This is a genomic window from Paenibacillus glucanolyticus NBRC 15330 (genome assembly GCF_004000885.1).
Taxonomy (GTDB): Bacteria; Bacillota; Bacilli; order Paenibacillales; family Paenibacillaceae; genus Paenibacillus_AQ; species Paenibacillus_AQ glucanolyticus.
In genome coordinates this window covers 116,184-142,607 of record NZ_BIMC01000003.1, presented here as the reverse complement: position 1 = coordinate 142,607, position 26,424 = coordinate 116,184, and the positions used below count along the sequence as shown (strand labels likewise).

The 26,424-nt window shown below is 49.2% G+C and carries 23 protein-coding genes; 11 read left to right on the top strand and 12 right to left on the bottom strand.

Annotated elements, in window-relative coordinates; all coding sequences use genetic code 11:
• The first annotated feature begins 173 nt into the window (after nucleotides 1-173).
• The 3 genes from PGL02S_RS06760 (at nucleotide 174) to PGL02S_RS06750 (ending at nucleotide 3,546) form a co-directional block, all read left to right on the top strand.
• Entirely contained in the window at nucleotides 174-914 is a 741-nt protein-coding gene (locus PGL02S_RS06760) for a hypothetical protein (protein WP_006207205.1), read from the top strand.
• Between the two features lie 41 nt (nucleotides 915-955).
• Nucleotides 956-2,233 carry a polysaccharide deacetylase family protein gene (locus tag PGL02S_RS06755; RefSeq protein WP_036640372.1) on the top strand — a complete coding sequence of 426 codons (1,278 nt, stop codon included), beginning with the start codon at nucleotides 956-958 and terminating at the stop codon, nucleotides 2,231-2,233.
• 197 nt (nucleotides 2,234-2,430) lie between these two features.
• Nucleotides 2,431-3,546 carry a glycosyl hydrolase family 8 gene (locus PGL02S_RS06750; RefSeq protein ID WP_036640374.1) on the top strand — a complete coding sequence of 372 codons (1,116 nt, stop codon included), beginning with the start codon at nucleotides 2,431-2,433 and terminating at the stop codon, nucleotides 3,544-3,546.
• Nucleotides 3,547-3,553: 7 nt separating this feature from the next.
• Here the strand turns inward: PGL02S_RS06750 and PGL02S_RS06745 are convergent, their stop codons facing one another.
• The 5 genes from PGL02S_RS06745 to PGL02S_RS06720 form a co-directional block, all read right to left on the bottom strand.
• Complete coding sequence (locus tag PGL02S_RS06745; RefSeq protein ID WP_006207208.1) at nucleotides 3,554-4,267, bottom strand: sulfite exporter TauE/SafE family protein; 714 nt, start codon at nucleotides 4,265-4,267, stop codon at nucleotides 3,554-3,556.
• A gap of 35 nt (nucleotides 4,268-4,302) precedes the next feature.
• Nucleotides 4,303-4,644, bottom strand: a complete 342-nt coding sequence (locus PGL02S_RS06740; RefSeq protein ID WP_006207209.1) for a zinc ribbon domain-containing protein YjdM — start codon at nucleotides 4,642-4,644, stop codon at nucleotides 4,303-4,305.
• A 131-nt stretch (nucleotides 4,645-4,775) separates the two neighbouring features.
• Nucleotides 4,776-5,792, bottom strand: a complete 1,017-nt coding sequence (locus PGL02S_RS06735) for an SDR family oxidoreductase (protein WP_036640376.1) — start codon at nucleotides 5,790-5,792, stop codon at nucleotides 4,776-4,778.
• A 191-nt stretch (nucleotides 5,793-5,983) separates the two neighbouring features.
• The gene (locus tag PGL02S_RS06730; protein ID WP_006207211.1) at nucleotides 5,984-6,484 is read right to left on the bottom strand and encodes a cupin domain-containing protein; all 501 of its coding nucleotides are present in this window, start codon (nucleotides 6,482-6,484) and stop codon (nucleotides 5,984-5,986) included.
• A 255-nt stretch (nucleotides 6,485-6,739) separates the two neighbouring features.
• Nucleotides 6,740-7,276 (bottom strand): hypothetical protein, encoded by a 537-nt coding sequence (locus tag PGL02S_RS06720; protein WP_006207212.1) that lies wholly within the window; start codon nucleotides 7,274-7,276, stop codon nucleotides 6,740-6,742.
• 107 nt (nucleotides 7,277-7,383) lie between these two features.
• Here PGL02S_RS06720 and PGL02S_RS06715 point away from each other — a divergent pair, with 107 nt between their 5' ends.
• Together PGL02S_RS06715 and PGL02S_RS06710 are read left to right on the top strand one after the other, a co-directional pair.
• Nucleotides 7,384-8,298 carry a phosphatidate cytidylyltransferase gene (locus PGL02S_RS06715; protein ID WP_036640378.1) on the top strand — a complete coding sequence of 305 codons (915 nt, stop codon included), beginning with the start codon at nucleotides 7,384-7,386 and terminating at the stop codon, nucleotides 8,296-8,298.
• Between the two features lie 79 nt (nucleotides 8,299-8,377).
• The gene (locus tag PGL02S_RS06710; RefSeq protein WP_051449203.1) at nucleotides 8,378-9,340 is read left to right on the top strand and encodes a catalase family peroxidase; all 963 of its coding nucleotides are present in this window, start codon (nucleotides 8,378-8,380) and stop codon (nucleotides 9,338-9,340) included.
• A gap of 208 nt (nucleotides 9,341-9,548) precedes the next feature.
• On the opposite strand, the gene PGL02S_RS06705 is transcribed toward PGL02S_RS06710, so the two are convergent.
• Together PGL02S_RS06705 and PGL02S_RS06700 are read right to left on the bottom strand one after the other, a co-directional pair.
• Complete coding sequence (locus tag PGL02S_RS06705) at nucleotides 9,549-10,544, bottom strand: sensor domain-containing diguanylate cyclase (protein WP_063455969.1); 996 nt, start codon at nucleotides 10,542-10,544, stop codon at nucleotides 9,549-9,551.
• A gap of 51 nt (nucleotides 10,545-10,595) precedes the next feature.
• Complete coding sequence (locus PGL02S_RS06700) at nucleotides 10,596-11,390, bottom strand: alpha/beta fold hydrolase (protein WP_036640383.1); 795 nt, start codon at nucleotides 11,388-11,390, stop codon at nucleotides 10,596-10,598.
• Between the two features lie 462 nt (nucleotides 11,391-11,852).
• On the opposite strand from PGL02S_RS06700, the gene PGL02S_RS06695 reads away from it, so the two are divergent.
• Genes PGL02S_RS06695 through PGL02S_RS06685 form a run of 3 tightly spaced genes read left to right on the top strand, consistent with a single transcriptional unit; the run spans nucleotide 11,853 to nucleotide 15,492 of the window.
• The gene (locus PGL02S_RS06695) at nucleotides 11,853-13,205 is read left to right on the top strand and encodes a glycosyltransferase family 2 protein (protein ID WP_036640384.1); all 1,353 of its coding nucleotides are present in this window, start codon (nucleotides 11,853-11,855) and stop codon (nucleotides 13,203-13,205) included.
• Nucleotides 13,206-13,234: 29 nt separating this feature from the next.
• Nucleotides 13,235-14,326, top strand: a complete 1,092-nt coding sequence (locus PGL02S_RS06690) for an acyltransferase (protein WP_006207218.1) — start codon at nucleotides 13,235-13,237, stop codon at nucleotides 14,324-14,326.
• A 5-nt stretch (nucleotides 14,327-14,331) separates the two neighbouring features.
• Entirely contained in the window at nucleotides 14,332-15,492 is a 1,161-nt protein-coding gene (locus PGL02S_RS06685) for a glycoside hydrolase family 18 protein (protein WP_036640386.1), read from the top strand.
• A 194-nt stretch (nucleotides 15,493-15,686) separates the two neighbouring features.
• Here PGL02S_RS06685 and PGL02S_RS06680 read toward each other — a convergent pair whose 3' ends face one another.
• The 4 genes from PGL02S_RS06680 to PGL02S_RS06665 form a co-directional block, all read right to left on the bottom strand.
• Nucleotides 15,687-16,679: an aminoglycoside phosphotransferase family protein gene (locus PGL02S_RS06680; protein ID WP_051449204.1), complete on the bottom strand. Its 993-nt coding sequence runs from the start codon at nucleotides 16,677-16,679 to the stop codon at nucleotides 15,687-15,689.
• Between the two features lie 273 nt (nucleotides 16,680-16,952).
• Nucleotides 16,953-18,431 carry a protein adenylyltransferase SelO gene (locus PGL02S_RS06675; RefSeq protein WP_036640389.1) on the bottom strand — a complete coding sequence of 493 codons (1,479 nt, stop codon included), beginning with the start codon at nucleotides 18,429-18,431 and terminating at the stop codon, nucleotides 16,953-16,955.
• Nucleotides 18,432-18,621: 190 nt separating this feature from the next.
• Nucleotides 18,622-19,362: a Bax inhibitor-1/YccA family protein gene (locus PGL02S_RS06670; RefSeq protein ID WP_006207222.1), complete on the bottom strand. Its 741-nt coding sequence runs from the start codon at nucleotides 19,360-19,362 to the stop codon at nucleotides 18,622-18,624.
• Between the two features lie 378 nt (nucleotides 19,363-19,740).
• Nucleotides 19,741-20,628, bottom strand: a complete 888-nt coding sequence (locus tag PGL02S_RS06665) for an SMI1/KNR4 family protein (protein WP_036640392.1) — start codon at nucleotides 20,626-20,628, stop codon at nucleotides 19,741-19,743.
• 97 nt (nucleotides 20,629-20,725) lie between these two features.
• On the opposite strand from PGL02S_RS06665, the gene PGL02S_RS28105 reads away from it, so the two are divergent.
• On the top strand, nucleotides 20,726-21,334 hold the full coding sequence (locus PGL02S_RS28105) for a hypothetical protein (protein WP_006207225.1): 609 nt from the start codon (nucleotides 20,726-20,728) through the stop codon (nucleotides 21,332-21,334).
• A gap of 69 nt (nucleotides 21,335-21,403) precedes the next feature.
• Nucleotides 21,404-22,849 (top strand): DEAD/DEAH box helicase, encoded by a 1,446-nt coding sequence (locus tag PGL02S_RS06660; protein WP_006207226.1) that lies wholly within the window; start codon nucleotides 21,404-21,406, stop codon nucleotides 22,847-22,849.
• Nucleotides 22,850-23,001: 152 nt separating this feature from the next.
• Here PGL02S_RS06660 and mqo read toward each other — a convergent pair whose 3' ends face one another.
• The gene (mqo, locus tag PGL02S_RS06655; protein WP_036640394.1) at nucleotides 23,002-24,507 is read right to left on the bottom strand and encodes a malate dehydrogenase (quinone); all 1,506 of its coding nucleotides are present in this window, start codon (nucleotides 24,505-24,507) and stop codon (nucleotides 23,002-23,004) included.
• 768 nt (nucleotides 24,508-25,275) lie between these two features.
• Here mqo and PGL02S_RS06650 point away from each other — a divergent pair.
• Nucleotides 25,276-26,364, top strand: coding sequence for a DUF1648 domain-containing protein (locus tag PGL02S_RS06650; RefSeq protein ID WP_036640399.1), 1,089 nt, complete (start codon nucleotides 25,276-25,278; stop codon nucleotides 26,362-26,364).
• Nucleotides 26,365-26,424: the final 60 nt, after the last annotated feature.

The following is a 26,424-nucleotide window of genomic DNA, read 5'->3' as shown; positions in this document are numbered from 1 at the left end:
CATAAGGAACGGCTGATTTGCCGCTTTCATGCCCCCACAACGCTGTGGGGCTTTTTTTTGTTTTCACAAGGGAACAGGGCAAAGTTTTTAGGGTGTTTTTACCGATGACTATTAGTAGGGTCTTTTACTCTAATCTCATATGACATTCATTGAAATATATAGGAGTTGATATTTTGGCCAGGGAAACAGAAAAAAAAGGTATGGTCTGGTTTAAGAATGCTCGCTCGAATCAGAGCCAACCCGAGAAGAACAACACCGAATACCAGGAGATCGCCGCAGCGGCAGAAGAGGAAACGGCTTATTCCGTAGAGGCTGAGATGCCTGCTGCAGAGAGCAATAAACATCTGTTCTCCAAGGATAATCAGGACAAAATCGGCCTTGACGTCATTGTGTCCATCGAGAACATGCTGAAGGAACGCCAATTGCTGTCTTATAAGAATAAAGGCTTGGAGGACCAGCTCTTAACCGCAAACGAAACGATTAACCGGTATAAGCACGAGCAGATCAAGAGAGATCAGCTCGTTCAGGAGAAGAACAAAGAGATCCGCGAGCTCGAGAATGTGCTGACCAACAAACAGATGAGTTACGACCAGCTGCTTGAGGACTACAAGGAATATCAGCTGACATCGAACCTGGCGTACGAGAAGCTCTCCAACCAGCTCGAAACGGAGACCGCCAAATATAACAAGCTCTATGAAGAGGCTAACCATTCACAATATCAAAGCATGCTCAAGATCAGCTCGCTTGAAGAGAAGGTCCGCGAGCTGGAGATCGCAAACGAGAAATACGCGGAGCAATACCAGAATATTCTGGATGATAAAGCCAGACTGATGCAGACCATCAATGATTTTACCGAGAAAATGTCCTTCTCCTTCTCACCGAAGACATCGGCTTCCAGCACATCATCTGAATAAATACAGCCCGTAATCTAACATCTAGAGAAAGGGGGGCCTTCATGTCAGACTCCTATGGAAAAGTCATTGAACTGCTGGCTATCGAGAGGGATTCCGAAGTCTTCGGTCTACGAATCAAGCTGTCCTTCACTGAATCGGCAGAGCTAATATGGATCACTGATACCGATACCATCGAGAATATAGCAGCCGTGTCGGAATTCAACGGGATTCACAAATACCGATTATCCTTGCAAACCGTATGGGATGTAAATCAACAGCAATACATGGGTTTAATTACGCGTACATATCGTGATCATAGTGATCGGTTTCAATTCGCGTGCTCGGTTTCTTTCAGAAACGAATTAGAGTCGATTAAGAATGCAAGGCGTTTGGATGACTTACATACTTTGCCCTTCCTGTCTGCGTATCGATCTGAGCCTGATGAACCCATAGCAGTACCGACCGAGGAGGGTATAGACGCCCGACGTTCCGGAAGGAAAAGGCATCGGCTTCCGCTAAAGCTGGTAAGCGCAACCATGATGAGTTTGATCTTTGTGTTGTTATTAAGTTCATTTAATTACTCAGATCCAAGTGGCATTCAGCCCCGCCAAGCAACAACGGCCGCGGTGGAGGTAGAAACGGTCATCCAGCTGCTGGCCGAGAACCGACATACGATAATGGCTAAACCCGTAGCTTCGCTGGAGGAGGAAACTGAGAAACAGCCGGAGGATCATCATCTTCCTTCTGACACCGTTCCATATCTGGAGCTTGATGAGTTTATCAGCTTCAGCATTCCCAAAGGCTATGTAGCTCTAACATTCGATGATGGACCCTCCAAGCACTCCGTGGATATCATGAACATCTTGCAAAAATATGGGGTGGGCGGCACGTTCTTCTTTGTGGGCACCAATGTGAAAAAACATCCCGATTATGTCCAGGCTATCCATGCCAATGGATTTTCGATCGGCAGCCACTCCATGACCCATAGCCAAATGTCGAGCCTATCCTATAAACAGCAGGAAATGGAACTGACCCGCGTGGCTGAACTCATTGAGAATATTACGCACGAGAAATTGGTGCTCTTCCGCCCGCCTTACGGGGCGTTTGATGGCCAGACCGAAGCATTAAGCCGTCACCAAGGCAACAAAATGGTGCTCTGGAACCGGGACCCTGAGGATTGGCTGACTCGCGACGAGGATAAAATCCTGGATTATGTCCAGCACATCGAGGCTTCCGGCTCCATTATTCTTCTGCACGAATCGCAGGCGGTTGTGGATGCCTTGCCGCGAATCATTCAGCATCTGCAGGATCAGAGTTTGAAGATTGTCCGTTTGCAATAGCCGATCCTATGCTTATACATAAGGGCTGTACCCTGGATGTTTTGTACTTCAAACATCCAGGGTACAGCCCTTTTTGGGGTATAACAAAGCTTATAATCAACAAAGCTATAATCAAAAAAAGGCTGTATGCAGCCATCCCCAGCTCTTCTTAAAGGCATTGGCACGCAAGTGTAGAATAGTATGTTCGAGGTGAACCTATGACAAAGCGATTTTCGACCCGCAAGAAAACCATTCTTGCAATCACCGCCACCCTTGCTTTTACCGGCATCTTTTTTATAACTTATTCCATCCTTCAGAACAGGGAGAACCCCGACATGACCGCTGCGTTTATCGAAGAACATATGCGGAACGATAACGGTACGCTGGCTACCTATCTCAAGCCGGCTCCTTCAGAGCACCCGGATATCGTTGCAGGCAGAGAAGCGTTATCCGAGTCACTCGGGCTCTGGATGCAGTACGCCATCCTATCCGGTGATCAGGCAAGGTTCGATGAGAGCGTTCAACTACTTACAACTTATTTCCTTCACCAGAACAAGGAGACCTATATCCGGTGGAAGCTTAGACCGGACGGACGATCCGACGTAACCACGAATGCGCTGGGCGATGATCTGCGAATCCTGGACGCCTTGCTGAAGGCATCCAGACTGTGGGACAACAACGAGTCCTATCTTCCATTGGCAAAAAGGATCGGGTCGACATTGCAGGCCTCCTCTCAAACCAAAGGATATTTGGTGGATTATCATGATTTTGAGCGGAATGAATCGCCAGCCGTGTTAAGCCTGGTCTATGCAGATATATCCGCACTGCGGGAGATGGAGCAGATCGGAATTCTGTCCAGCCAGGATTATGCACGATACCAAGACCTGCTGTTCCATATGCCGAATGACGGCGTCTTCTATCCCAAGACTTTTCAGATCGGCTCCGGCCAATATGAATACGACACCTCGGTCAATCTGATTGACCAGCTGATCGTTGGCATTCACCTGGCGGAGATGAACCATCCACCGAGGAAGCTTATACCTTTCCTCAAGGAAGAGTTTCAGCAGAACGGACAGCTGGTTGGCCGCTACCACCGGGAGACCCGCAAGCCGGACGCGGCTTATGAGTCCCCTGCTGTATACGCTCTGGCCATAATTCTCGCGCTGAAAACGGATGACCTCCCTTGGGCACAGCAATTATACGATCGTATGACCCAATTCCGGGGCCAAGATCCCGCTTATCCGGGAGGTTATGTATTTGACGGCAATACGCATGCTTTTGATAACCTGTTTCCCCTGCTCGCAGAGGCGATGCTGAAGAACACGGCACGATAACTCTTCATTACAGGCTCTCGATCAGCATGTACACACCCGTAAAGATTAAGATGATGTAGGTGAAGATTTGAAACACCCGCTGGTTAATGACGTTGAATAAACGTTGTCCGATGAACAGCCCGGCGAAGACCAAGGGAAGTGCGATTCCGCTGGACATCCAGACCGTCTTGCTCGTTCCCGCCACCGTCACCTGAATGATCAGGCTGAGCGAATATATGAACAAATAGAAGGCCAGGGTTGTCCCTCGAAGCTTGGCCTTCTGCGTATCCGTGCCGGAGAAATATAACAGTAACGGCGGGCCTGGCATACCAATACTGGTTGTCAGAGAGCCCGATAGTCCTCCCACTGCCAAATCTCTGCCCCGGTTCTGGCGGATTCTAAACTTCAGCATCAGCAGCGCGGTTAGGGCCAGAATGATGAGGCTCACGCCTAATTTCAAAGCATCGATATCGATGAGCGAGAACACGATGATCCCTGCAGGCAGACCGGCTGCGCTTCCGATGACCAATCTTTTTAAGATGCCATAGTCGATATCCTTGCGAATCTTGGCGATCAGCGCAGCTGAAATCACAAGGGATAGAACCAGGTTGATCTGAATCGCTTCAGCCGGCTGGAATAGCAGCAGCAGAAACGGAGTCGCCAGGATGGAGAACCCGAACCCGGTGCTGGTCTGGAGTATGGATGCCACAAGTATAATGAACACGAACAGAACAATATCCACGTTACACCTGCTTTCTTCACGACTGCGGGCACAATTTAAATCTTTTTCACAAATTCCGATTTCAATTTCATCGCGCCAAATCCGTCGATTTTGCAATCGATATCGTGATCGCCGTCAACCAGACGGATATTTTTCACCTTGGTGCCTATTTTCAGTACGGAGGAGCTGCCCTTTACTTTCAGATCTTTGATCACCGTTACGGAGTCACCGTCGACCAGGACATTTCCGTTCGCGTCTTTCACGATCCTGGCCTCTTGGTCATGCTCCGCTTCAGACTCCAGGGTCCATTCATGGGCACATTCAGGGCAAACCAGAAGATTCCCGTCTTCATACGTATATTCTGAGTTACATTTCGGACAATTCGGCAAATTCGACATGATTTCATATTCTCCCGTTCTGTTTATGTTTCAACATATCGTACCATTCTAACATATTCCTTCTTTTATAAAAGGCTTAACGGAAATCCGCAAAAAAAGGACACCCCTCGGTCGGGGTGCCCTTGATAACACTATTCGTTGACAAGGGACTTCGCTTTCTCCAATGCGGAGATCACCTTGTCACACCATTCATCAAACTCCGCGTCCTCCCGCTGCAGCTCCGGATGGGACAGAATATGGCGCACCGTCTGCTTGATACCCTGATCCGCGCGAATGGCTGCCACGAAGTCAGGAGCCAGCCGTTTCAGCTTGCTGTTATCAAACACAACGCTGTTGGCTTTATCACCCCATAACGAGCCGCGGAAATCCTGCGTGCTGGTGGCATCCAGGAACTCGGAAGACACATGGACCGCATTCAGCTGTACGCCAAGCGCATCCGCAATGATTCCGTAAATCTGATTCCAGGTGAGCGACTCATCCGACGTAATGTGCACCGACTCCCCAATGGCATGAATGTTGCCCATCAGGCCGATGAAGCCTTTGGCAAAATCGCTGTTGTGCGTCAACGTCCACAGGGATGTTCCATCTCCATGAATAATAACGGGTTTATTCTCCAGCATCCGCTTCACGACCTGCCAGCTCCCCTTGCTGCCATGAACACCAAGCGGTATCGAGCGTTCATCATACGTATGGCTCGGTCTAACGATCGTAACCGGAAAGCCTGTCTCGCGGTACTGCTTCATCAGATAGTCTTCACATGCTATTTTATTACGGGAATATTCCCAATACGGATTCGATAATGGCGTGCCCTCGGTAATGCGATAATCGGACAAAGGCGTTTGATAGGCTGAAGCCGAGCTGATAAAAATGAACTGCTTGGTTCGCTCTTCAAACAGGCGGTAATCCCTCTCCAGATGGGCTGGTTCAAAGGCGATGAAATCAGCCACCACGTCAAAATGCAGGTCCGAAACGAGCTGTGCCACATGATCCTCATCATGAATATCAGCTTGCAGCACATGCGCTCCCTCCGGCAGCGCGTCATTTCGATTCCCCCGGTTCAACAGATAGAGCTCACACCCCTGTTCCAGCAGCTGCTTCGTGATTGCCGAGCTGATCGTTCCGGTCCCTCCAATAAAAAGCGCTTTCATATACCGCACCTCCACTAGCAGAATTGAAAACCATGTACCCAAACCTTCCATTATTTAAGATAGCATGGGCCAAGTTCCATTACAATTTCCTGTATATAAAAAAAGAGGCCGCACCTGCCCTGCGCAGCATGCGCAGTCTTAGTGCCGGCCTCCCGATCTCTTTACTTCCCATACGGCGGTTATCGATCTTATCATTTCACCCATTTATGCAGCAGCGGTCCTTCCTTGCCAAATACCGGGTCGGTATCCGGGACGGGGACACTTCTGATTTCGTGGATGGCCTGCGCGCGATCCGTCGGATTCCGCTCCCTCAGATTCGGCGTGTTCCCTTCGGGATAAGCACCAATCACTTCAAAATCAGGGCTGCTGCTCAGCTTCATATGTGCAGTACCTGCTGGCAGCACAATCACATCGCCTGAAGAAATCTCCAGCCTCTCCCCTGCGTCACCGCCCACGAGGACGGTCGCGCTTCCGGACCTCACGCCCAGAACTTCGTGCGTGTTGCTGTGATAATGATGATAATCATATACGCCGCCTGCCCAGCTGCCGCTCCATTGATGCCGGTTAAAGGCTGCCTCCAGCCCGCTCGGGTCATCCGCGAACACGCCATTGTATACAATGACGGGCAGCTCAGGATTGTTAGGGACCTCTCCATCATCGTTCACGAAAAAAGATCTGACATGGACTTCCATGATCATCCGCTCCTTTTTAGTTCATCGGTGCACTCGTAGTACCAGTACCCCGGGCGAGCGGCGCTTAAACAATAAACTCTGTTAAACCTCTCCCCAATACACCCTCGTCTCATAATCAAAAAACACGTGGCCCTCCTGCTCATTTCGATCAAATATACTACTGCGCAGTTCCTTCATCATCGGTTCGTAATTCGGATGCCCGGGTAGGGGAGCGTAGGAGGAGGATTGCAAGCGGCCGCGCACTTGCCGCCAAGTTCAAGCCTCGTACTCGCTTAGCTTTCCTTCATATATCAAGTTCAGGCGCTCGCTTTGGCGAAAATCGTCCGGCGTTACCAGGGCAGGCAGCTTATCCCACAGCCTGACGCCGGATCGGTGCAGAATCTCTGCCACAAATTGCGAGCAGAAGTAGGAATTGCTGAACTCAATCGGTTCCTTGAGCGCGATGCCCAGCACACCCAATATATTATAAAAGTATTTTTTGTCCTTTCGGATGAAGGCCTGCAAGACCCGCTTCATTTTCTCGATGTCGCGTTCAGACACCCGAAGCTCATAGATGACACATGTCGTATTGGGGTACTTGCTGAACGTTCCCGTCCTCAGATCCTCCTTCACAAACCCGCCGTTCAGCGGGTTGTTCGGATTCTTTCTTCCGAAGCTATATAACTCCGACAGCTCCCGGTTAAAGGAGATCGAAGCATGATTGTAAGGTGCTCTCGTATAGCCCTGAATGACTTTTGTAAAGAGCGTTCCGGTATTGGTAAGCAGTATAAAGACCGAGCGATCGTCTACCATTTACGAAATTTCCCCTTATCAATTTGGAGTTATTCCTTCATAATAACATATGATTCCTGCAGCAGAACGAAAAATCCTACCCGTGACAAGTTGGTGATGATAGGCATATGGAAAGCTCGATACTAACCTTAATCCTGATATTCTCCGTCCTGTCGGTCATTCAGCTCCTCTATTATGTGATGAGCAAGACGCAGCCGAATATCGATTATACCGATGTAGGATTCCGCATCAAAACCTGGTGGGGCATGCTGGTCATCTTCTGCCTGGCGACGTTTCTGAATCCCGTCGTTTCTCTGCTATCCCTGATGGTGCTTACTTTCTTTACGCTCAAAGAGTATTTCTCCATGATCAAAACAAGAAAAGCCGACCGCCGACTGTTCCTGTGGGCGTATTTAACCATACCTGTCCAGTTCTACTGGATCTATATCGAATGGTACGGCATGTTTATTGTATTCATACCGATTTATGTATTCCTGGTGCTGCCGCTCCCGCGATTGATCAACAAAGGCACCGTCGGGTTCATGCGCAGCGTCAGCTCGACCCAGTGGGGTCTGATGCTGATGGTGTTCGGGCTCAGCCACCTGGCCTACTTCCAATTTGCGTCGCCCCAGTATGGAGCAGGACTCGTGCTGTTTCTCGTTGTATTAACACAGCTCAACGATGTGGCGCACACCATCGCTTCCCTCTATTTTGGCAGACGCAGAATCGTGCCAACATCGAACCCCAACCTGACTTGGGAAGGCTTTGCCTGTGCGTTTCTTGCAACAACAGGATGCGCCTACCTCATCTACCCCTATCTGACGCCGCTCAGCCCGACCTTCGCCCTCTTATCCGGCATGCTGATCAGCCTCAGCGGCTTCTTCGGCAGCTTGACGGTATCGGTGCTGAAGCGGGATCTATTAATCGGCGACGATGGACGGTTCGATGCGTTGAAGAAAAGCTACTTAAGCCGGGTGGACAGCCTGACCTACACCTCGCCGATCTTTTTTCATTTCATTCGTTACTTCTACGAATTCATGTAGATTCCCCTACTCTCATAAAAAACAAGTTAATGGGGCACACTCTCGTGGTAATTAATGACAACGCGAGGAGGAAGAGATGATGACAGACGCGCAGTCTGGCCGTACTCATCCGGTTCCGGATTCTGCTCCATCCGATATCACGTCGCAAACGGTGAATGCCCTTGAGGATCTGTCCGGCGTGCATCCCGGCTACCGCCGGGCGCATGCCAAGGGATTCTGCTGCCGTGCCAGCTTCCGGTCGAGCGGCCTGGGCGCAGCCTTTACCACGGCCCCTCATATGCAGGAACAGGCGGAGACGCCCGCAATCGTCCGCTTCTCCGGCGTTTCAACCAACCCGGCCATGGCTGACCTGTTATCTCCGGCCAAAGGGATGGCCGTCCAATTCACCCTGCCTGGGGGCGATGTTACTTACTTGGTAGGGGCCACGGTGCCGGTCTTTTTTGCCCGTACACCCGAATCGTTTCTTGACATCATGAAGACCGTTAACGAGACTCGGGAAGGCGAGCGGGGACCGATAGATCTGATTCGAGAGATCATCATCCATTTCTCGGAGAGCAAAGAAAGCCTTCTGGCTGTAAAACTTCTAAAGCCGCCGGCCAGCTATGCTGCCTGTCATTATTATTGCATCCATGCCTACTTGTTCCTCGACTCGCAGGGAAATGCCCGGCCCGTGAAATTCGAATGGCTGCCGGAAGGCGGTGTGGAGACGCTGTCTATCAAGGATGCCGCACAGCAGCCAGAGGATTATCTGATGGACGAGCTGCACCTTCGCCTTGAGACAGCACCAGCTGTATTCCAGCTGGATGCCATTTTCGGGGAAGCCGGCGATCCCACAGATGATCCTACCCGCGCATGGCCGGACGACCGTAAACGAGTCATCCTTGGCCATCTCTACGTCACCGACATCATCGAGGAGCCCGAGGGGCTGCTCATGGACCCCACGGTCATGGCGGAGGGCATGGCGCTGTCCGATGACCCGATTCTGCACTTCCGGCACAGCACGTACACCGACTCGTACAACCGGCGCAGTGCCGGACAGTAATTCAAGCGGTGTTTGGGGTCCGCCTTGCCCGGTAAACGTCTGTCCTGAGGGACGAAGTCTCTGGCTGCTCGCCACTTGGCGAAGCATGATGAAGCGTGTGAGACGACACCCACCTGAAATACTCGGATAAACCTGAAAAGCCATAACCATGCGAGCCTTAGCTCACCTGGGTTATGGCTTTTTGTAGCAATCAAAACAATCGTCATTATTAGTGCGAATACCCGGGAAGCTTCAAATCCACATGATGGGTGACCTGGTTTCTGCCGTTTTGCTTGGAGGCATACAGAGCCTGATCCGCTTTTTGCAGGAGTGCCGCCTCATGGTCCTCCGGCGTCGCTGTGATCATGCCGATGCTGATAGTAATGCTGCCTGTTGTCCAGATGGCATCATTGACTGCGCGCCTGAACTGCTCCGCAATCTCCCTTGCTTCCGCCACATCCAGCCCCGGCAGAATCATCACGAACTCTTCCCCGCCATAACGGGCCACGACATCTCCTTCACGTGCACAGGATTTCAGTATACCCGCTACATCAACCAGAACCTCATCTCCCACCGCATGTCCCCATGTGTCGTTCACGCGCTTGAAATAATCGATGTCGATGAGGAACAAGGAAAATGGACGTCCTGATTGGTTGTAAAGTCTCAGCTGCTCTTCGAGCTGCTCTTGAAAGAACCTGCGGTTCTTCAGTCCTGTCAGCTTGTCCGTATTCGACAATTCGACCAAGACCGCATTAATCTCCATCAGCTCCGTCTGCTTCCGTTCAATCTCCATATGAATATGCTTCAGCTCGCCAAGCGCCCGATCCTTCTCCCAATACGCTTCCTCAATCTGCCTCTTGGCCGTCCTCAGCTCCATCTCATAATCAATGCGCCTTCCCATCTGCACCAGTACGCAGTCCAGCCATTCTTCGCCTTCCCGCTCAAACCGTCGACCATTCAATATGAAGGGAACAGAATCGCCCCGACTGTTCTTTAAACGGATAAACAGCTCTTCCACATGTCCGTCAAGATGGATATGCGGATAGAAATAGGAGTGGAATATCAGCTTGTTTGCCGTCGACATCATCGCTTCAAAATGCTTCTGCACCACGTCTTCTTCAAGGTATCCCATCATATGAAGGAAGGTTTGGTTCACCTCTCTTACGATGCCTTGCTGGGTTATGGAGACATAACCGCAGGGTGCATATTTCAATCGCTCATCCATTGCTTATTGATCGATCCTTTCCGTACGGGCCCTCATCCTTAGAATACACGCTTATTTCAGATACTCCTGAATTATCGTAATGGTTTCCTCCGGATGACTGATATGCGGATAATGGCCTTTTGCCTCCATGAGGCGGAATGTACTGTTATGGAGGTGTTTATGTAAATATTCGCCGGCTGCAATCGGCACGATGCTGTCATCCGAACACTGCATAATGAGCACAGGCACGGTAACGCGAGACAATTCATTCCGGCAGTCCGAGAAAAAGGTCACCTCGGCAAACTCTCTGGTAATCCCAGGGTCTGTGGAGATGAAACTTCGTTCCAGTTCTTTGATCAGCTTGGGAAGCTCTGGATTGTTCATGGCAATCGGCGCGAGAAAGCTCGCCCAGCCCGCGAAGTTCATCTCCATCATCGCCAGCAATTCGGTCACATCGCTTTTATCAAAACCTCCAACATACCCGTCACCATTCAAATAGCGGGCTGAAGGTCCGATCATGATTAATTGTTCAAAATAGTCCGGCCGCTGGATGGATGCCAGCATCCCGATCATGGAGCTCACGGAATGACCTATGAAGATAACGTCCTGAAGCTGCAGCGCTTCCATGATATCCAGCACATCCTGCACGTACCCGTCCAGGCTGCTGTACCTCTCCGATGTATACGCCGATAGATCGGATCGTCCCGAGCCTACGTAATCGAACAGCACGATGCGATAATGCGGCTCGAAGGCAGGCAAGATATATTTCCACATGCTCTGGTCGCAGCCGAATCCATGCGCCAGCATGAGTGTGCGCTCCCCGTCTCCTATCACTTTCACGTTGTTTCGTACAACAACCTCATTCATGTCCTGAACTCCTCTATCATCTTCTTCTCTACCATTCTAAGGGACCCCCTGTAAATATCAAGTCATTCCTGAAGAATGGCGTCGATTTAAGTCCAGTTCTATCGAAGTTACACGAAATGTTCCAGAATGCATTCCTCGTTAAATCGCTTTAGCCGCCTAAAATATAGGAAGATGCACCAAAACGGAGACTGTACTCGAAAAGCATCTATGTATTCGTTTTCTTGCTCCATAGCGCGGTTTTACTTTTGGGAGCCAATTACGATAGTTTATTACATAAGATGTTACATGGGTTTATATGGAATGAAAGGTTGTAAATGGATGATAGTATCCCTGCGCAACCAAATTTACCCCTTGACATTGATCGATATAGAGAAAGTGCCGATTCACCTCAAATCCCATAGAGTTGGCGCACCATACTGGTCTTCATCACAAAGAGAGATAGAGAAGAGAGGAGTGAGGAGTTTGGAGTACTTTTTTTACGGATTAGCCGGTGTATTTCTGGTGTTTCAAGCCCTGTATACGGTAATTCCGCTGCTATGCAGCAAAGTGAAGAAGCTGAATGCAGATCTGGACGAAAAATCAATTTCGGTGCTCGTTCCCGCCTACAATGAGGAGCTGACGATCCGAAATTGCATCGATGCCATGGCCGGTCTGCATTACAGCAACTATGAGATCATGATCATCAACGACGGCTCCAAGGATGGGACGATGTCCACGCTTGACGAGCTGCTGGATTTACAGCCGGATGACAGGCCGGCAGACAACAAGCTGACCTATAAACCGATCAAAGGATTCTATCGTTCCAATCTCTACCACCATATTTATGTTATCGACAAGCAGAATGGCGGAAAAGCGGATTCGCTGAATGCGGGCATCGATTATGCCGCCTCGGATATCGTGATTACCCTGGATGCAGACAGCATGCTGGAAGCCGACTCGCTCAAGTATGTGAATCAATATTTTCATGATGACGACATCATTGCGCTTGGCGGTACCGTCAAGATTGTGCAGGGTGCTGTGCGGGATGAGAACGGTGCGATTGTGGAGAAATTTCGCGGAAAAGGGCTCATTAAGAGCCAGATCATCAATTATACGCACGGCTTCTATGTCCGCAAACTTACGCAATCGCATTTTAATTCGATCGTTGTGATTTCAGGCGCCTTTGGTGCCTTTTACAAGGACGTTCTGGTCCATGTGGCCGGCTTCCGCAGCACGGTAGGCGAGGATATCGACATTACCTTGAAAATTCATGAATATATCAAAGCCAATCGACTGAAGAAAACGCTGGTATACGCGCCCGAAGCGGTATGTTATACCGAATGCCCCGAGAATCTCCAGAACTTCTATAAGCAGCGGATTCGCTGGCAGAAGGCATTTGTTGATTGCATCCTGATCTACTGGTCCAGGCTGTCCCAGAAATTCAGCGTCAGCGTGAGCCTGTTTTTTGCTATTGACGGGTTTATGCTGGGAACCCTCTCGGCATTTACCACGATATTTTATCTGGGGCAGACGCTGATCTTTGGCGGAAACCTGCTGCATGCCATCCTGTTCCTGCTTATAAGCGTGCTGCTCAATGCGGCCCAGGTCATCATTTCTTTGTACTTATGCCGTAAGTACGGCAGTACGTATACGTTTATGGATTATATGAGAATGTTCCTGTTCAGCCAAGTGGAGCTGTTAACCTACCGAAATTTGCTGCTGTACATCAATATTGCGGGCACATTTAAATATTTTGACAATGATGAGGGCTGGGGCTTCGTGGAGCGGAAAGGCGTTGCTACCATCAGCCAGAACATCGCCGCAGGATCGAATTAAGTCATGAAGAAGGAGGCTGCTCAAACAGCATGGTTCCAAATAAAAGAATCGTATACGTAGATATTCTAAGAATTCTATCCATCGTTGCCGTCATTATATTGCATTATACAGCGGAGGTGCTGACCAGCACGAATGACTTCAATTCCTCCTCATGGTGGATCAGCAACGGGTTTAATTCCATTTCCCGCTTCGCCGTGCCGGTATTCTTCATGATCAGCGGCGCCATGATTCTCCGAACCCAAATCACGACCTACCGGGAATTCTACGTGAAGCGCGTGCTGCCGCTGCTCATTCCCCTCCTGACCTGGTCGCTCATCTATGGCTTGTACAATCAGTACTACATTATGAGAAGCCGCATGAACGCCTATGAGTTCGTGGTCGATTTCGGTTATCGGCTGCTGACCGACCGGAATTATGTGCATCTCTGGTTCCTGTATGCCATTATTGCCATCTATATGACGGTACCGCTGATCAGCAAGTTTATCAAATCCTGCAGCGAGAAGGATCTCAGGTACTACCTGCTGTTATGGTTTATCGTCAGCATTGCGTATCGCTTCATCTCGGACACGGTATTCCGGGCAACCGATCAATATATTAACATTCCGATTATGAACATTCCGTTCTTCATGGGATTCCTGGGCTATTTTATACTGGGGTACTATCTGTTCCATTACGAGCTGCCGCTAAAGCTCAAAAATATATTATACAATCTGGGCATCGTCTCGTTCTTCCTCACGCCGGTAGCCACTTATTTTGTCTCGCTGCGCAGCGGTGTGCTGGATGAGATGTTCTACGGCAACTATTCCATGACCACCTTCTTCATGGCGGTCGGCTTGTTTGTTTTCTTCAAGGAGAAGGAAGCCACGATCAGCGATCAAGTAAACCACAAAATCCAGAAGCTGATCAGTTCGGTCTCCAGGGCCAGCTTCAGCATCTATCTGATTCACCTGCTGGTGGAGATGATGCTGTCCGGCAGAACCGAGGTCGAGGCTACGTTTCTGGAAGCGTCCCTCAGCCTGATCGTGAATATCTCCATCATCTTCGCCATCAGCTACATCACCGTCAAGGTGCTGAACCTAAGTAAAACGGCAACCTACATTCTATTCGGCGGGCGGGGTTAGCTACGATGAGAATAACGATATATACCAAGATGTTTATCGTGCTGCTGCTTGGGGGCATGGGCTTATATTTCTATCAGATCTCCTCGGCGGAAGACCGGAAGATAACGGCTGTATACGTGGAGGCCTGGCAGGACTACAAGAATATCAAGCTGTCAGAGAAGGGCGTCGACATCGCTTTTATCGCTTTTGCCAAGATTAAGGGAACGGACCTCTATTTCCATGAAGACAGCACCACCAACAACCAGATCAAAGAAAATATCAAGAATTTGAAAAAGCATAATCCGAAGACCCAGATGGTGCTGGCGATCGGGGGCTATGGTGCAGACGGCTTCTCCGATGCTTCCCTGGACGGGAACCGCTATCTGTTCACGGAAAGTATCATCCATATGGTCAAGGAGCTGGATCTGGACGGGGTAGATATTGACTGGGAGTATCCGGCATTCCATGCCTGGAATACACAGAAAGCACGCCCTGAGGATACGAAGAATTTCACCAGTCTGATGAAGGAACTGCGGGAGAAGCTGTACCGTCTGCCCCATAAGAACAAGAAGTACCTGCTGACCTTCGCCTCGGGAACACAGGATTGGTATTTCGACAATGTTGAAGTCAAAAAAGTGGAGAAATACGTGGATTACATCAACGTGATGACCTATGACCTGACCGGCAAGTGGTCGGACACAACCGGGTTCAACTCCAATCTGTACGTGGACAGCAAGGGGAAATCCAAGCACTCCATCGACGGGATCATCTCCATGTACCTGGACCACGATATCGACAGCAGGAAGCTGCTGTTGGGTGTCCCTGCCTATTCGTACGGCTGGAAGAACGTCAAGGAGGTCAAGGGCAGCAAAGATGGTCTCTTCGCACCCGGAACGCCGATTGACATCGACAAGGTAAATCTCAATTACAAACAGATCGAGAAAGCCTACCTGAACAAAAACGGCTTCAAGCGTTATTATGACAACAAAGCCATGGCCGCCTACCTCTTTAACGGCAATACCTTCATCAGTTACGAGGATAAGGAGGCCTTGCAGGAAAAGGTCAACTACATCCAGAACAAGGACCTCGCCGGCGCGATGGTCTGGCAGTACTCCCAGGATGCGGAGGACGGAATCATAACATTCCTGACCGAGCATTTGAACGAGAAGCAGCAGGCCTCCAAGTAATAGAGCGAGGTTTGAGCTTCTTGAGCCAAGCGCCGATCACCACTACTAACAAAACAGCCGATGATTGCATAACATGCAGATCATCGGCTGTTTATGCTGTTGCAGGTGTTGCAGGCTCCGGTAAGTGCTCATTACGGCACCGTTGAACCGTATTGTAAGTCCGTTCCGCCTGCCACGGCCACCCTCCTCGAGGATCATCTCCATTCCTCTATGAATCGCAGGGTGTTCCGGGCATGGTAATCGGCCAGGCTTCGAGCAAAGGCCCGATCGGGAAACCCGCGGTGAAGCAGCTTCAAGCCGCCCGAGGTTAGCGAGATGTAGTGATGCAGGCGGTAGAATAACATTCGGTTCGGATCCAGCCCGGTTGGTCTGAAATACCGGTAGCTCTCTCCGAATCGAAGCTCAAGAAACGTATGTTCATGCTCGGTGTCGAAGAATTGCGCACCTTCAATATCAATAAGATACGGCTCGAAGCGTTCCGTGACCAAGACGTGGTCCGGCCCCAGCTCCCCATGGATATAACCGTACCGCTTACGGGAATCTATTCTGGATTCAAGCTCATTCAATATAGCAATCAGCCTGTCGTGATGGTCTCGGATCGCTGCATGATGCAAGACAACGTATGAGAGCTGTTCCTTGGCGTTATCCAGCTGCATAAGATGGCACGGCTCCTGGCGCCGCCCTTCGCTTGGATCAGGTTTTCCATAGATCTGTCTTTGATGTGCATGCATACCTGCGATCATGTCGCCCAGCCGCTCCAGCACCTCATCTTGGACCCGTTGATCCGGGTGCTGAACATAAGCCTCCGCCTTCTGTCCCTCGATATACTCAACAAGAGCATAGTCAAACGGGTAACGGCTCTGTTTCGTATGGACATGAAGGTCATACAGAGCAGCTGTTGAAATGCCGTGTTCCCTTAGCCATCTGTTATTCATTTCAAACGAATAAGCGCCAAAGGACCGTTCGTGCACATCATGCTCGTTCGCTATTTCTTCCTGAAAATAATTCATCGTTAAATCCCACACATACAGCACGCAGACAAAACCGTTATCGCAATGAATCTTATAGACGACCTTCTGCGCGCCACCATGCATCCTCGTCACTTCCGCCACAACATAACCGGTACCCAGAACCTTCTCGACATACTCCTGTAAATCCGCTTGATCGAGATGACAAGCCCACCCCATGAAACCACGCTCCCGTTCATTTGTTTTGCCGGCTTCCTCACTCTATGGTATTTCCGGGCAAAAATATAGACTGTTTCTTTCGGTTCTGCTATGATGTTGAATAAGGTCTCGAATAAAATAGCCATACGATATACAGCCCTTGGACTCTAGGTCCAGGGGCTTTTTTGTGATGTATTTGGATTCATGCGGAATTCGGAAGTAACAGATGGACAAGGCTGAGCCCATATAAAAAAGGGTCAAGCACGAAGCTTCCTTGCTTGACCCTCTATTCCCTTACGTTCCGCAATAGGTCCGGTAAGGACGGGACCCCTTAGGCACGACTGCATATTCCGCCTGCTCCGGGGAATGCGCATAAGGCTCTGCCAGAACGTCCAGCAGCTCTTGCATCACGCTGTAGTCCCCTTCCTGCTCTGCTGCTTCCAGCGCTTCCTCCACCCGATGGTTGCGCGGAATGACGGCAGGATTGCTGCTGCGCATAAGCTCGCGGGCATCATCCCACGATTCCTGCTGCCTGCCAAGTCTGGCCTGCCAGCGCTCATACCAGGAGGCAAACTCCGGTGTGCCTTGCAAAGGCGTGTCCTCCAGCTTATTAAAGGTTAAAGCACGGAAGGTGTTGGTGTAGTCGGCCTGATGATTTTTCATCATCTTGAGAAGATCCTCAATCAAGGCTTCGTCTTCCTCCTCCATATGAAAAATTCCCAGCTTGGCTCTCATGCCTGCGAGCCACTGCTCATGATACAGATCGGTAAATGCGCCGATGGCACCCTCGGCCAGCTTGACAGCCTGCTCCTCCTCATCATGCAGCAGCGGCAGCAAGGCCTCCGCCAATCGGGCAAGATTCCACGCCGCAATATAGGGCTGGTTGACATAGGCGTAGCGCCCTTGGGAATCTATAGAACTAAATACCGTATTGGGATCAAAGGTATCCATGAAAGCACAAGGACCATAATCAATCGTTTCGCCGCTCAGGGTCATATTATCGGTGTTCATGACCCCATGAATAAAACCTACGAGCTGCCACTTGGCAATAAGAGCGGCCTGGCGCTTGATAACTTCCTGCAGCAGGACCAGATAGCGGTTAGCACCAGCTCCAGGCTCTGCATCCGGGTAATGCCGCTGCAGGGTATAATCCGCGAGAATCCGCAGATCCTCGGTTGTCCCCGCCCCCCTTACATACTGAAACGTACCGACGCGCAGATGGCTGGCCGCTATGCGGGTCAGAATCGCACCCGGCAGATCCTTTTCACGCGTAACAGGCTGACCGGTGGACACGACCGCCAAGCTGCGGGTGGTCGGAATACCCAGGGCATGCATGGCTTCACTGATGATATATTCGCGCAGCATCGGGCCTAGAGCCGCCCGGCCATCCCCTCCGCGGGAATATGGTGTCCGGCCTGAACCCTTAAGCTGAATATCCACCCGTTTGCCCTGCGGCGTGAGCTGTTCGCCCAGCAGAACCGCCCGGCCGTCACCGAGCATCGTAAAATACCCGAATTGGTGCCCGGCATAGGCCTGTGCCAGCGGCAAGGCTCCTTCGGGCATTTCGTTACCCGCCAACACGGCTGCACCCTCCGGGCTTTGCAGCGCCTTGGCGTTTAAACCAAGAGATGCCGCCAGTGGCGCATTAAGCACAATCAATTCCGGTGCACGCACAGGCGTGGGAGCCTGTTTTGCAAAAAAAGTTTCCGGCAATTGAGCATAACTGTTGTCTAAATTCCAACCTATATCTATCATGGCTTTCTTGTCTGTCATGGGATCTCCTTCTTCACGCAGTTTAATGATGACGATATCTACCCTACTTATTATTTAAACACAAGTCGCACTTTATAGGGTTTTACTTTCGAGAATTAATTATTCTGCGGACCCATGCCCCATCCCATATATTAAAAAATCGCTGCCGAGGACATCCCGACAGCGATCATTCACATTCTAAAATAAAGCGTTAATCCCGATTCGCCAGCTTCGAGAGCAAGCGGATGATTTCAATATACAGCCATACGAGGGTAACCAAGAGACCGAAGGAACCGTACCACTCCATATATTTGGGTGCGCCTTGCTGTGCTCCCTCTTCGATGAAGTTAAAGTCGAGCACGAAATTCAGTGCAGCTATGATGATGATGACAATCGAAATCCCGATGCCGATCGGGGTGCTGTCATGAAGGTAAGGCACGGCTACACCAAACAGGCCCAGAACCATACTAAGCAGATATACAAGCGCAATGCCGATCGTGGCTGCAATAATTCCCTTTTTGAAGCCTGGGGTCGCCCGGATCAGACCTGTCTTATAAGCGAGCAGCATGCCCAGGAATATGCACATCGTCAGTAAGGCCGCCTGCAGCGTGATTCCATAGTACAGATATTCGTAATGTGCGGACAATGCCCCAAGGAAGAAGCCTTCCAGAACCGCATATATTGGTGCCAAATACGGTGCTGCCTTCGGCACAAAGCTGATGACCAGCGCCAGGACAAAACCGCCTATCGCTCCGCCGATCATGAACGGGAATACCTCATACCCGTTGAAAAACATCACCCACGAAATGACCGCTGCCCCGATCAGCAGCGCGAGCAGCATGAACGATTTGTTCACCGTTCCGCCAATCGTCATCGTTTCCTGGTCATTGTAATACCCACTCTTCTCAAACGTTTCTTCCTTGAGTATTGGATTCCCACTGCGCCCTATCAAAATAAATGCCTCCCTAACGTTTCTGTTTTGTTTACATTTTAGCATAGGTTGGAATATTTTAGGACATGAAAAAAATTGCATTACGCATGGGTGGATCTGCAGCACTACCCATGGTGCTGGTAAAATCCGTGGATTTGAAAATCATGTTGCTCCTCGTCTGCAACCCAGACCATCAATCGTCTGTGTACAGAATACAGTTCTCCCATGTTGCTATCAAACTCCATGAATGCATGAACGGCTTCCTCCACAGGCTCAGTTTACATCAATTTATGGTTCATAACGCAAAAGGCCCAACTTCCTCTATACAGTTACAGAGAAGTTGGGCCTTTTTGTAGAGGCATTTTCTTGCGTTGTAAATCGCATGTTTCTGAATCTTTGTTACCCCTTACTCACCAATCCGTTAATGAAGGCCTCGAAGTTTACGCCAATCCGGGTGATCTTGTAATCCTGTCCTTTATCCACATGGATAACCTCGGGCTCCCCGTCGTTGCCGGATGAACGGTAATCCAGCATGACGACCTCGGATTCTGAAGGACAGTCACATATGACCACGCCAACCTCCGGATAACCGCCCGTCTCAATCATAAATCGGCTGCCTAAGCTTCCGGCCAATGATTTTTTCTTCTCTCGTCCAATTCCCAGAATACCGGAAATCTCAATGGCGTCTTTTCCCTCAGCTGTTGCTTCTCCCAGAGGGAAATACCGATTGTGGGGAATCCCCCCATTATGTAATTTCATCATATTTACGTAAGATGCGGGCAGTTTGAAGACCAGTGCTTCCTCCACCGACTCAATTACATCATCTGTCGGCGGGGCTGAAACATATTTCTCTGCCGCAGGGGCGCTATCATTCCAAAAGCTCAGCACGTCAGGATCCGTATAGGCCATAACCGCAGATTCCACTACAGGCTTCGGAGCAGTTTTGTTTCGAATCCATTCCAGAAATTCCAAAGTATCGTCATCACCGGGCTCCAAGTGATCAGCCACTTCAAACGCTCTCCGGGCATCCTCATATTGCTCCAGATAGTAATAAGCAAGGCCTATGCGGTAATGCCACAGCGGATCATCCTTACCCTCTTCTGCAATCAGCAAGAACTGCTCAACTGCCTCTTCATAACGCTCAAGATTACTCATCGCTCTGCCCAAATGGCTGATCAGCACATAATCCCGTTCTTCTGCGGGAATTTCCATAATGGCATCGACAATTTCTTCATATTCATCCTCTTCATGCCACTCTTCCAGCTGCTCCAAAAGCTCCTCACTCATCGTTCATGCCTCCCACTCTAATCATTCTTTCTGAGATTATACCATTCCAGCCTGTCCCCCTCCAGAGGGCGAGGATGTTAAACATCGTTTAGAACGATTGGAACCATCCAAGCCCCAGACCATTATGGAATGGCCAGAAGATATAATTGATGACTCATTCTATCCTAAAGACATCATCCCGATTTCAGAGGTTCTCCAGAAAGGTACGGCCGTTCCCTTTATAATACTGAAGAATGATCCGGACTTTCGAAGACCTGTATATGAAGAACACTGGCATAGCACCTATTGGGGTGGCCGATGGAGCTACATGCCTATGCGCATACATTATGCGCTTCACCGATTATTCACAACATATGACATCGGAATCTCCAGCGAATTAGACTTTAAGCAAAATGTAGGCATTGAGTTCCCCGTGTTCCAGAATAGAACGGACCTTGATCTATATATCGTTGTTTTTCAGACAACGGTTACATATGTGTACACACATGGCAATCAAATCGTTCTCAGTGGGAAGCCTTCACGGGACGGGGTCCAGGTAATATCGATAAAAACGAGCGCTTTACGACCTTTTGATCTAAATAAAAAACTGCTCGTTCAATTAGCAACTGCTCAAGGCCATGAACTGGACTACTCCCTCATTGTCTATGAACCCCCTGATTTCTGGATAAAACAAATACAACCGAAAGATTCGGAGTATAATAGATAGGTATACGATAAATGCATGGTATAAGCCTGTATAAATAGGTATTCGAATATAACGTAGAAGAGGTTAATGATGAGCGACAAGCGTTTTACAGATTATCCATTAAGTGAAGAGATTAGGAGAGCGCTCGATAGTCTCGGCTACACGACACCAACTGAGGTGCAAACAGAGGTCATACCCGTTGCGCTGGAGAAACGGGATCTTGTTGTCAAATCCCAGACCGGCAGCGGCAAAACCGCCGCCTACGGCATTCCGCTCTGTGAGCAAGTGGAATGGAATGAGAATAAGCCGCAGGCCTTAATCCTAACCCCCACCCGTGAACTCGCCCTACAGGTCAACGAGGACATTACGAATATTGGACGCTTCAAGAGAATCAAGGCGACTCCCTTGTATGGGAGACATCCCTTCCATATGCAAAAAGCCGAGCTCAAGCAAAGAACGCATATCGTTGTAGGCACGCCGGGGCGGGTGCTGGACCATATAGAGCGCGGATCGCTGTCACTGGATCGGATCTCGCATCTCGTCATCGACGAAGCGGATGAGATGCTGAACATGGGTTTTATTGAGCAGGTACAGTCGATCATTCAAGCCCTCCCTCGCAACAGGGTGACCATGCTGTTCTCGGCTACGTTTCCCGAGGATGTGGCTAAACTCGCCCACAAGTACATGAATCACCCGGAGCAGATCGAGATTAAGGCAAGCGGGCTCACAACTGCGACGATTGACCACGCTCAGGTCCAGGTCAAAGAGGCAGATAAACTCGCGGTTCTGCAAAATCTGCTCATCACCACGAATCCAGACAGCTGCATTGTGTTTTGCCGGACACAAGAGCATGTAGATACCCTATTCCGGGCGCTGGCTGATCTCGGGTACCCGTGTGATCGAATTCATGGCGGCATGGAGCAGGAAGAGCGTTTCGAAGTGATGCACGCATTCCGACGAGGGCAATTCCGCTATCTCATTGCGACCGACGTTGCTGCCAGGGGGATCGACATCTCCAATATCACTCATGTCATCAACTACGATATCCCGCTGGAGAAGGAAAGCTACGTACACCGCACAGGACGTACGGGGCGAGCCGGCCAGACCGGCAGTGCTATTACCCTCGTTACCCCAAGGGATTCCGGGAGATTAGCCGATATCGAAGCGTATATTGGCTTTGCTATTCCGAAGATGACCGCTCCCTCTGAAGAGAAGGTTGATGAATGCCGGGAAGCGTTCGAACGCAAGCTGAATATTCGGCCTAAGCTGAAAAAAGACAAGCGTGAGCAGCTGAACCAGCAGATCATGAAGCTTAATTTCAATGGCGGCAAGAAGAAAAAGCTTCGCGCCGTGGACTTCGTTGGAACGATTGCGAAGCTGGATGGGATCACCGCGGATGACATCGGGATCATTACCATTTTTGATTTTGTGACCGATGTGGAGATACTCAATGGCAAAGGTCCTATGGTGCTCGAGATGATGCAGAACACCACAGTGAAAGGCAAGCTGCTCAAGGTACGTAAGGGAAATAAATAAATGATTACACCTGGGCTGCCCCTTCGCAAGTTGGAAGCGGCAGCCCTTCTAAATAAATAATCCCCCCGGTCGAATCGGGGTTTTTTTATGCAAAAAAAAGAGCAGAACCTGATTGTTCTGCTCTCCTGTGATGCTTATTGGACTAATGCCCCTTAACGCGCGATTTGAAGCTTCGAATTACTGTTCAGACCGAGCGCCTGCGCGGTGGAAGCATGCATATCTTGAATAAGTTCCGGATTCTCCGACAGCGACAAGCCATAGGAAGGAATCATTTCCCTTATTTTCGGCTCCCACGCTTTAACATGCTGCGGGAAGCATTTTTCGACAACCTCCAGCATAACCGAAACAGCGGTGGAAGCCCCTGGAGAAGCGCCCAGCAAGGCTGCAATCGATCCGTCAGCGGCGCTAACCACTTCCGTACCGAATCGAAGCGTTCCTTTACCGCCGATATCCGTATCTTTGATCACCTGCACACGTTGACCGGCCACCAACATATCCCAATCTTCGATCTTGGCATTCGGGATAAACTCGCGCAGCTCTTCCATGCGCTTTTCTTTGGACAACATGACTTGCTGGACCAGGTATTTGGTCAATGACAGGTTCTTGGCACCTGCTGCCAGCATCGTCAGCACATTATTCGGTTTGATCGAACCGAATAAGTCAAACATGGAACCGGTCTTCAGGAACTTTGGCGAGAAGCCGGCAAAAGGTCCGAAGAGCAGCGATTTCTGATGATCAATGAATCGGGTGTCCAGATGCGGAACCGACATCGGAGGCGCCCCCACCTTCGCTTTGCCATATACTTTGGCATGATGCTCCGCTACAACCTCAGGATTGTTACAGACCATGAACAGTCCGCTGATCGGGAAGCCTCCGGTATGTTTTCCCTCAGGGATACCGCATTTTTGAAGCAGTGGCAGACTTCCGCCGCCGCCGCCGATGAAGACGAATTTGGCGGTATGGCGCTCGACTTGACCGTGATCATTCCGCACTTTCAATTCCCATGAGCCATCGCTCGTGCGTTTGATATCATCCACGCTATGCTTGTATTTGATATCGGTGTTCTGATTCTTTAAGTGCTCGAACAGCATGCGCGTTAAAGCGCCAAAGTTAACGTCCGTACCCGAGTCACTTTTCGTGGCCGCTATGGGCTCATTCGATGTACGGTCTTTCATGATCAGCGGAATCCATTCCATCAGCTGTTTCGGGTCATCGGAGTACTCCATCCCTTGAAACAGAGGGTGATTGGACATCGTTTCATAACGTTTTCTCAAATACGCGACATCTTCTGCCCCTTGCACTAAACTCATATGAGGCAATGGCATGATAAAATCCTGCGGATTATGAATCAGATTGGCATTCACCAGATAAGACCAAAACTGCATAGAAACTTGAAACTGCTCATTCACGTCTATCGCTTTGCTAATATCTACAGAACCGTCCGGTCGTTCAGCTGTGTAGTTAAGCTCGCACAGCGCAGCATGCCCCGTCCCCGCATTATTCCATTCGTTAGAGCTTTCTTCCCCTGCGCTTGCCAGCTTCTCAAACACAGTGATTTTCCAGTCCGGCACCAATTCCTTCAGCAATGTTCCCAGAGTCGCACTCATAATTCCGGCACCAATTAAAATAACGTCTGTTTCGGTTTGTCGGTTGCTCATGTTTACCGTCCTTACACGTTAATATTTGAAGAAAAGATGTAGGCGCTCTCATTCAAGACAGTGTACATCCCTTCCCGGTCAAAAAAAATATGATATTTCTATTATATGATAGTTATATGCTATTTAAAAGCCGTTAAATTATTTCAGGCCTTCTCCAAGTTCCCCTCCAAAACGAACGTTGCCAATGCTTTTATTCAAAATGGGGGATCTTTGGGAAACACGGACCTTTTTCGCTTCCATTATGTCACATTTCGTCGTGTTATGTACGGAGAAGACAATTAGTGTTTTTTAAGTCCTCTTACTATGCCCATAAGAAACAGAACATCGGTTTACCCAAGGTTGGCAATAAAACTTGATTTCAAATATATTGATGGTAAATGCATCAGAGGACAGATTACGAAGAAATCCTATATAATAATCTGAAACTGGAGCCTTATATGTGTCTGTTACTGTTTGTATTGTACCCTTGATCTCCATTCATAAGGTGGGGTGTAATAAGCTCTAAGCCAAGCATAATGATTAGCAGATCTGTTTAGTTGATATCTAATGCTCATATTTGTATCTTTGACTGCATATAGTCCACGGGTCTCATCCCTCGGATAAAGTGTCAGATGTTCATTATTATTCAGCGTTATTCCCCGCCAAGCATATTGAGGCTTAATAATACCATCATCTGAGATCTGCATTGGAATAATCCCTTCTTCAATTATGTTATAAGGGTTATAGAGTTTTCGAATACACACTTATGTATAAGAGGAGGCGAATGATATGACGATAATGCCTGTTATAGTAATGGTCTTTGTATTTGTACCTACCATTGTACTCATGGTAAGCATGCCTTATTTAACAAGAGAAACGATTAGTTTTGGGGTCACCGTCAGCGCTGTACAATTCCACAGTGAGCCTTTGCGCCAGATGCGGAAGTCATATGCCAGGATTAGTGCTACCTTGCATACCATCCTATTCATTGTTTGTATCATCTGCCTAATATACGGTGATGAACATTCCAAGCAACAAAGTTGGATCATTGTCACTTATTCACTCGCCATGGTCGTAATCTCCCTAATCATAAACATTAGCTATCATTTCAAAATGAAAAGGTTACTACCTATGCTGCCTATTGCTCCGGAACCATCGATCATGGCAGTGGACACTGGATTTCGGAAAAGAAACATTGGCTTGTCTAGTTATTGGTTCCTCATTCATGTTTTAATTATTATTGTTAGTATTGTAACTGTGCTACGCAACTACGATCTGATTCCTGATCAGATTCCGATCCATTACAACAGCAGTTGGAACGTAGACCGCTATGCAACTAAATCTTATAGTTCTGTGTTTATGCCTACGATAGTGCAAGTGTTCATAACACTTTTGTTCATATTTGAGAATTGGAGTATTCGCAGAGTGAAGCAGCAGGTTCAACCCACTGATCCTGACCGTTCCATCAGACAAGACGTAACTTTCCGCCGTACTTGGTCATGTTTTATGATCACAGCAAGCTTCTTAATAGTTATCCTGTTTTCCGTCGTGCAACTAAACATGATGTCTCTGCTTAACATCAATTTCGCTATCCCCATTATCCTAATCATAATAGCCTTTATCATCCTATACGCCTTCGCCTTATCGTTCTGGGCTGGTCAGGGCGGAAGCCGCTTGGAACGATCTGCCGATTACTCCAATGTCAGACCTGTCCATGATGATGATAAATGGCTATTAGGTATGATTTATTTCAATCGCAAAGATCCAAACCTAATCGTCGAGAAAAGGTTCGGAGTCGGCTGGGGATTAAATTTCGGTCACCCAGTAACCTGGCTGATTTGGCTCGGAATTATTGTACTGTTAGTTGTGGTGCGGTAACAAGGCTTGGAGGTTAATACTCACCGGAGTATTCAAGCTTTCAACATCCCGTTTATATAC

Bases quoted from the DNA above. Each gene is read 5' to 3' on its own strand.
- PGL02S_RS06755 (WP_036640372.1), top strand. From the start codon at position 956: ATGTCAGACTCCTATGGAAAAGTCATTGAACTGCTGGCTATCGAGAGG.
- PGL02S_RS06750 (WP_036640374.1), top strand. From the start codon at position 2,431: ATGACAAAGCGATTTTCGACCCGCAAGAAAACCATTCTTGCAATCACC.
- PGL02S_RS06740 (WP_006207209.1), bottom strand. From the start codon at position 4,644: ATGTCGAATTTGCCGAATTGTCCGAAATGTAACTCAGAATATACGTAT.
- PGL02S_RS06735 (WP_036640376.1), bottom strand. From the start codon at position 5,792: ATGAAAGCGCTTTTTATTGGAGGGACCGGAACGATCAGCTCGGCAATC.
- PGL02S_RS06730 (WP_006207211.1), bottom strand. From the start codon at position 6,484: ATGGAAGTCCATGTCAGATCTTTTTTCGTGAACGATGATGGAGAGGTC.
- PGL02S_RS06720 (WP_006207212.1), bottom strand. From the start codon at position 7,276: ATGGTAGACGATCGCTCGGTCTTTATACTGCTTACCAATACCGGAACG.
- PGL02S_RS06715 (WP_036640378.1), top strand. From the start codon at position 7,384: ATGGAAAGCTCGATACTAACCTTAATCCTGATATTCTCCGTCCTGTCG.
- PGL02S_RS06710 (WP_051449203.1), top strand. From the start codon at position 8,378: ATGACAGACGCGCAGTCTGGCCGTACTCATCCGGTTCCGGATTCTGCT.
- PGL02S_RS06705 (WP_063455969.1), bottom strand. From the start codon at position 10,544: ATGGATGAGCGATTGAAATATGCACCCTGCGGTTATGTCTCCATAACC.
- PGL02S_RS06700 (WP_036640383.1), bottom strand. From the start codon at position 11,390: ATGAATGAGGTTGTTGTACGAAACAACGTGAAAGTGATAGGAGACGGG.
- PGL02S_RS06690 (WP_006207218.1), top strand. From the start codon at position 13,235: ATGGTTCCAAATAAAAGAATCGTATACGTAGATATTCTAAGAATTCTA.
- PGL02S_RS06685 (WP_036640386.1), top strand. From the start codon at position 14,332: ATGAGAATAACGATATATACCAAGATGTTTATCGTGCTGCTGCTTGGG.
- PGL02S_RS06680 (WP_051449204.1), bottom strand. From the start codon at position 16,679: ATGGGGTGGGCTTGTCATCTCGATCAAGCGGATTTACAGGAGTATGTC.
- PGL02S_RS06675 (WP_036640389.1), bottom strand. From the start codon at position 18,431: ATGACAGACAAGAAAGCCATGATAGATATAGGTTGGAATTTAGACAAC.
- PGL02S_RS06665 (WP_036640392.1), bottom strand. From the start codon at position 20,628: ATGAGTGAGGAGCTTTTGGAGCAGCTGGAAGAGTGGCATGAAGAGGAT.
- PGL02S_RS06660 (WP_006207226.1), top strand. From the start codon at position 21,404: ATGAGCGACAAGCGTTTTACAGATTATCCATTAAGTGAAGAGATTAGG.
- mqo (WP_036640394.1), bottom strand. From the start codon at position 24,507: ATGAGCAACCGACAAACCGAAACAGACGTTATTTTAATTGGTGCCGGA.
- PGL02S_RS06650 (WP_036640399.1), top strand. From the start codon at position 25,276: ATGACGATAATGCCTGTTATAGTAATGGTCTTTGTATTTGTACCTACC.